Origin of the sequence: Gracilibacillus halotolerans (genome assembly GCF_014206945.1) — a bacterium.
GTDB lineage: Bacteria > Bacillota > Bacilli > Bacillales > Amphibacillaceae > Gracilibacillus > Gracilibacillus halotolerans.
This window is the reverse complement of sequence record NZ_JACHON010000039.1, coordinates 1-6,212: the sequence shown is the minus strand read 5'-3', so window position 1 is coordinate 6,212 and position 6,212 is coordinate 1. Positions and strand designations below refer to the sequence as shown.

The window sequence follows — 6,212 nt, the reverse complement described above, 5'->3', positions numbered from 1 at the left end:
GTGTTTGTCAAGGGCGATGGCGGTTATTTTTCTCCTTCAAAATAGATGAGAGTTTTTATTATGGGGTAGTTTTCATAGAACTTTTTACACTACCCAAGTGATAACCCATCAATAGATAGAATAATTTTAAAATTAGATGCACCACACCTTGGTGGAAGTGCACCCCCTCACCATTTGGTTGGTGGTGAAATAGGAAATATAAAAGTAGAATTAGTGAAATATATAAAAGGTTGATTAAGGAAAGGTGTTACCGTTTTATTGGTAGCACCCCTTTTTGTGTAATCACAAAAATATCTATTTTAAAGTAATTAGTTTACAACAAGTTACTGTCAAAGTTGATAATGAAGGTGATTAACTATTCTAAACAAAAAGGTGTTGAGCTTTTTGTTTAGCCAAAGTAGTAACGAACCTGATCCTGATCCTGGTTTGTACAAAGTGGAAGTTAAATACAGATCTCCGAATACTAAAAATGGTAGGTAGTCGATTCTAACTTTTCTTTTTTTCCTTTTACATGGGGCTTCACCCATATCTTTTTTCCTGACGGCAAAGTTCGCCAGTGTCCTCTAACCGTCCATGCTTCTTTCATTCGTTGATACGCACGCCTCTCTTCGTCTGTAACAGGGGCAAGCGGGATTTTCACGTTATAAACCGACATTGTAATTGGTCGGGTATTCTTTTTCTTCCCTTTTTTCTTCTTTTTGGTGACCTTTTTACTTACAGTCTGAACCGTTATCCGCTCCCGCACGTCCCGATAAAGTTCCATGTAATTCATCAGGGCAATATGGCTGGATGTAATGGAATCCAGAAAGGGAATTGCCTGCTCTTTTTTAAGCCCGATATGATTGTCCGTATTTACAGTGAGATCGCTTTTTAACTCAGCATAATTTTTGATGCCTTTCAGAATGTATTCCACCTGATTTTCGCCAATAGTTCGATAAATTTCATAATAGACCCGCACATCATCCAATTGATTAAAATATAGAAAAAGCACATATGAGGTTAATCGATGTGCCTTCACAAACTCTTTATCGAATTGTATGTTCGGGTCAAGTTCCTGAACAATCATGCCTTCTTCCATCACAGGACGAAACTCATTAAAGGCTCCTTCGTGAATATTTAGCCACCAGTCAGCCAATCGTTTCGAATCTTCTGCAGACAACAGGATTCTGTCTACTTTGTCTAAACGGTCAAAATTCACAACGTTTTCCCCCACTTCCTTTTTCTTTATGATAGCACACTATCCCTCAAAATAGGCAACAAAAAAAGAACCGAAATGGCGTACCAACAATAGTACGCTCCCGATTCTAAATAGAGTGTTTGCTAAAAACGATACATACCTGCATCTGCTCCCCCTTCTTTGTAAAACTTACTTACATCTTGTAAGAAGAGTTACATCTTTGTAAGGGAGAGTAACAGGGAGACATAATAGAGTTAAGAGTTAAGGTAAATAGTGAATCATAGATTAAGTTCAAAACTATAATATTTTCTTCCCTTTTCATCAAAATTTGTATCTGTCCTTCGAAAGCCTAAACCTTCAAACATTTTTCTGGAAGCAAGATTATAGGAATAAATCTTATTAACCTTAATCTGGTTCCAATTAAGTTCTTTTGCTCGCTTAATAATGAGTTTTATAACATGTTTGCCTATACCTTTTCCTCTATATTCTTTATGACCTATTACTATTGGAACCATTTCTTTTGATAAAGTAATATCTCCAATTGGAACCCACTTATCACTTTGATTAACCTCGATAATATATACTTCGCCAATTGTTGTTAGATGATTATACATTCTTTCAACAATTGTTAAATCATAAGATGGAGTGCCTTCACCTTCGGAATTATAAAGAACTTCTTCATCTTGATACCAAGGAAGAGCAATTGTTAAATCCTCTGGTAAACGAACTGGTCTCAATTGTAAATCTTCATCTTTAATCACCTTCATATTACCACCTTATTCCCTATTATCCTACAGTTAGTGTTACTCATGTCCATCTGCTATAGTGGTTATCCGCACGATATACCTAATGCCCTATCGGTTTGGCATTCTATATCGAGTTTTTACTGTATTTTTTGTTCCTGGTATAAACTCAACTTTTGCAGTTTCTCCATCATCTAAGTATTCAAGTTTTTTCCTAATTCTCTCTGGATTTTTAACAACTAAGTTTTCAAATGTGTGAGAAACTCTTATGCTTTCAAATTTCACACCAAAAAGCTCAATCACCAATTCTTCTTGACCTGTTACCATTATTGGCCTATCTTTTATATCATTTACTATCTTTTGTAATGCCTCTCTATTATCAAATACAGCATTAAAGTTATCTATTTCGGTAATTATTTCTTTCCCATCAATGATAGCCTTCAAGATTTCGATGTTTTTAAAATCCTCTTCCTCCATAAACTCTGGCAAATGAAACTGAACACCCAAAGCATTTTCAATTTGCGAAAGTTCTGCTAAGACCTCTATCCTTCCATCGGTATATTTAGAGTCTTGCGGATTGTTTAAATTTATTCCTTCTGCAGTAAAAAACACCTTCTGACTCTCAATTTCTACAAATCTAATTTTAGAGCTATTCTTAACAAATTTCATGAATTCTAAGAATGTTTTCTCTGCAATTACTTTCCACTCAAAATTCTCTCGGATTTTTATATCAAATTTAGATGTACTTTCAACAAATTGTTTATCCGTAAATATATTTGATATGGTTAATGAAAGCTCAATAGGTGAACTCTCTTGATGGATATTACTTATTATAATTTTATTTTCCTTGTTACTAACCTCTGTCACTCTTAATTCCAGATAGTCAATAATTACTCTATCCTTTTCATCCTCTATAAGAACTAACTTTGCTTTAATAGGAGGTGGTAATTTCCCTGGGAGGATAAACCATTCCCCTTCGTTTATCGCATGCTTTTCAAAAGAAAAAGGATCGTCTATTAAGTGTTCACCTATCCACGTTTCAATATATTTCATATCAATACTAACTCTTTCCTGGGAATAGTATTTTCGTGTCAAAAATTCTCTAATAGTTTCACCTTGCAATATATCTCTATCCTTTATAGAAAACTTCCCCTTGTATTTCAAAGGAAGCTGATCTGCTATTTTTTTGTTTGAAGGATGATGTTTAAATACTATTTTCGAACCTAATTCCACAGGTTTATAGATGTAACTCGGATATAAGGGGTGCATCTTTTCTGCTTCCTTGTATATCTTCGCAAATAGCTCTGATGCTTCTTCGATCTTTCCTTTTCGAATCAACCAAGTCATATGCTCAATAGGACTATTAATTATTGTAATCTCATTATCATTCGAATTAACCAGAGCTACCTGATTAACCCCATTATGCTGATCAATTTTCTTTTTCATTTTTTAGACGTGTCACCCCCAATATTGATAGTGTTTTGCTTAGATTTCTGTAAGGCGATCTGGTTATCGCCATTCTCCTGTCTGATTCCTGAATTTTTGTCCTTCTTTTTTAAGATATACTTGTATGTAGCTCCACCTACTAAAACTGTTGCTATAACGCTTGATAAAATCCCAATTAATAGATTGGTTGTCATAATTTCATCACCTCTTTTTTTGCTATAATCATTGGTCACTTAATCGACTTATCCATATATTCATCCCAATAATTATCTTCATCTCCCCATATACTATGGAGCCATATGTACATCATAATAATTTCAAGATATTGTTTTTTTCCTTTAATAAATGGCTTTTTAGAGTTTCTGGTATAAAGTGTATTCAAATTAAATAGATTTGTTTTTTGTTTGTAATCATAAATATATGGTCGCCAACTTTCCTTGTTTTTTATCTTGTGTTTAGTAGGCCACAAGGTATTATCGTCAGAAAAACGTTCTAAGTAATTTGATGCAAACGCCCAAATGTTTACTTTATACTTATGCCATGTTTTCTCTAACCACTCATTAATCTCCTCAGTCAAGTTTTCTGATGGAGCATTTATGGCTTTTTGACTTTGAATATTATGGTAATCCTTAATGAATAAAAATAACATCTCTGTCTGGTCTTTTAAAAACGGGTTCTTTTTAATAAGTTCAGCATAGCAATCATGCGAACAACTTCTGAACTCACTATCTTTATAATATAAAAGAAAAAGATCATCTTTTTTTAGCAAACTGATAATAGATCGATGAATATGCTTTTCATGAATATCGTATATATCCACTATCCAATCTTGAATATCTTAATCATACATTTCTAATTGCTTTCTAAACTTTTCTAATCGTTCTTGATTTACATATGTTTATTGTTCCGCTTCCTCAATATCTAAGTATTGATTAAAATATTCGAATACGTAATTAACACAAATCCTCATGGTATCAATTTTTGAGTCTACGTCGAATTCGTTTATTTTATCTTCACGTTTTCTTTTTGCTATATATTCTTCAAGAGTCATCATTCTAATCACTCCAAGTAAGGATTGTAACAATATAATCTATCTTACTTATACTAAAATTTAAAATCCCATTTTTCACTGTAGGTCAAGAATAGTCTAACGGGAAAAGCACCTACCCATTCAATAATAATAGGTAAGTGCTATTAAAGAAATATTAAAACTCAGGGTTTTTCCAGCCCCCTGGACTAATAGCACCTTTATTCCCTCTTCTCCCAAATCCTCTTGAACCACGAATCCCTCTCGATCCTCTTATTGGATAAGATTTGGAAGTTTTCAATCCAACTCTATCTTCTCTATAAAACTCTCCTACTACTTGTCCTGTTCTTGCAGAGAAAATTCTATCCTGATCTATATATCCAACGTGATGACCATTTTCATCATATACCTGATCCTCAATAACCTTCCCACAAAACCTTCCACTTAATGTCCATATCGGATAATCCATTCCTTATTCACTCCTATACTTTTTTATTTGTATTGCTCATATAGTTGATGGATATAACTCATATCCTCATTGAAAGCCTCTTTAGTTGCCCGATTGTGTTGAGTTTCCGTAGGCTGACTGTGACCCGCCATCCAACGGCACGCTTTGTCAAACAGTTCACTAACTGGTGTTAATTCCTCTACAAAATCACCTTTAATAGAATTGACCTTTGTAAACATAATGTTTGGCTCATATCGACGTATAACCGATTTAAAGAAGCCCTCTTCCACGATTAATTCACACCAAGTTCTAATATCCGCATAAGCCTTCTTCAATGCTTCCTCTAACGCATCACCAAAACATGCCTTAGAATTAATTGTTTGTTCCTGTACCTTTAATTTGCTCATTATCTCCTTCAAATTTTCTAACCTTCCACTAAAGGTCTCTGAAACAAATCCTTTATTTAGCTTGTCAATTTCATCTACCTTAAAGAACTTGTTGTTTTCATCATTTTTCTTCTGTGGGCTGGCATTGTATAGATAGTAATAAAACATAATATTGTGTGTAAAAACAACAACCTGTCTATCCAATGAGAGCTTATAAATTAAGTTTGCAATAATTTCTGACCTCTTATAATCCAATGAAGTTACAGGATCATCAAAGAGAACTGTATTAAAATCTTTTCGCATAGTTAAATCAGTTGCGAACTCTGCCATTGCTACAGCTTTCTGTTCACCTTCGCTCATAACCTGAGATACCTTGTACTCCTCTGAGGAAACAAATTTTTTTCTTAAAGTATTTCCCTTTTTAGGAACAAGTCTTAGATTAACATTTGTCACTTTGAGTTCCTTAGCAAAACGTTCAAATGTTTCAAAATACTCACCTTGAACAATTTCTTGGAAGGCCGCAGACTGTTTTTGGGTCAAGGCATTTGTGGAAAACTTGCCTTTCGCTTTACTGTATTCTTTAATGACCTTCTGAATATCAAACCATCTTACAAAGGAGTCCAGTGATGAATGAAGTTTTTCATTCTTTTTCAATGTTTCTCTTACCGCCTTACGGGAAGCTATAATTTCACCTGCTTCTGAACTCGATTTCTTTAAATTTACTATCCTTACATCTAATGCATCTATTTCCTGATTAATTTCTTCAATAACATCCGTTAGATCCAGTAACACCTCTTCAGGAATATTTTGTTTAGAGCTAAGAAGGGAATTAAATAATTCTTTATTGCGATTTACAAGTTGAATAGCCGATTTAATTCTTCCTATAAATTTGGTATGTCAACACTATACTGAACAATTTTTTTAAGGAACGTAAACTTGTTTATGACTTACAATATATATGTTCTAGCCGAAAATAGTACGTACT

The 6,212-nt window shown here is 33.8% G+C and carries 8 protein-coding genes; all 8 read right to left on the bottom strand.

Features of this window, described 5'->3' with window-relative positions; translation table 11 throughout:
- Positions 1-463: 463 nt before the first annotated feature.
- Entirely contained in the window at positions 464-1,198 is a 735-nt protein-coding gene (locus tag GGQ92_RS15975; RefSeq protein ID WP_184251289.1) for an AcrVA2 family anti-CRISPR protein, read from the bottom strand.
- Between the two features lie 257 nt (positions 1,199-1,455).
- Complete coding sequence (locus tag GGQ92_RS15970; RefSeq protein WP_184251287.1) at positions 1,456-1,938, bottom strand: GNAT family N-acetyltransferase; 483 nt, start codon at positions 1,936-1,938, stop codon at positions 1,456-1,458.
- A 93-nt stretch (positions 1,939-2,031) separates the two neighbouring features.
- The gene (locus tag GGQ92_RS15965; protein ID WP_184251285.1) at positions 2,032-3,366 is read right to left on the bottom strand and encodes a hypothetical protein; all 1,335 of its coding nucleotides are present in this window, start codon (positions 3,364-3,366) and stop codon (positions 2,032-2,034) included.
- Complete coding sequence (locus GGQ92_RS15960) at positions 3,363-3,560, bottom strand: hypothetical protein (RefSeq protein ID WP_184251283.1); 198 nt, start codon at positions 3,558-3,560, stop codon at positions 3,363-3,365. Before GGQ92_RS15960 ends, GGQ92_RS15965 begins: the two co-directional genes overlap by 4 nt.
- Positions 3,561-3,595: 35 nt before the next feature.
- Positions 3,596-4,186, bottom strand: a complete 591-nt coding sequence (locus GGQ92_RS15955; RefSeq protein ID WP_343068859.1) for a hypothetical protein — start codon at positions 4,184-4,186, stop codon at positions 3,596-3,598.
- Between the two features lie 78 nt (positions 4,187-4,264).
- Positions 4,265-4,420, bottom strand: coding sequence for a hypothetical protein (locus tag GGQ92_RS16650; RefSeq protein ID WP_343068858.1), 156 nt, complete (start codon positions 4,418-4,420; stop codon positions 4,265-4,267).
- Between the two features lie 151 nt (positions 4,421-4,571).
- Positions 4,572-4,862, bottom strand: a complete 291-nt coding sequence (locus GGQ92_RS15950; RefSeq protein WP_184251281.1) for a hypothetical protein — start codon at positions 4,860-4,862, stop codon at positions 4,572-4,574.
- Between the two features lie 23 nt (positions 4,863-4,885).
- Positions 4,886-6,091 (bottom strand): AAA family ATPase, encoded by a 1,206-nt coding sequence (locus tag GGQ92_RS15945; protein ID WP_343068860.1) that lies wholly within the window; start codon positions 6,089-6,091, stop codon positions 4,886-4,888.
- Between the last annotated feature and the right edge of the window lie 121 nt (positions 6,092-6,212).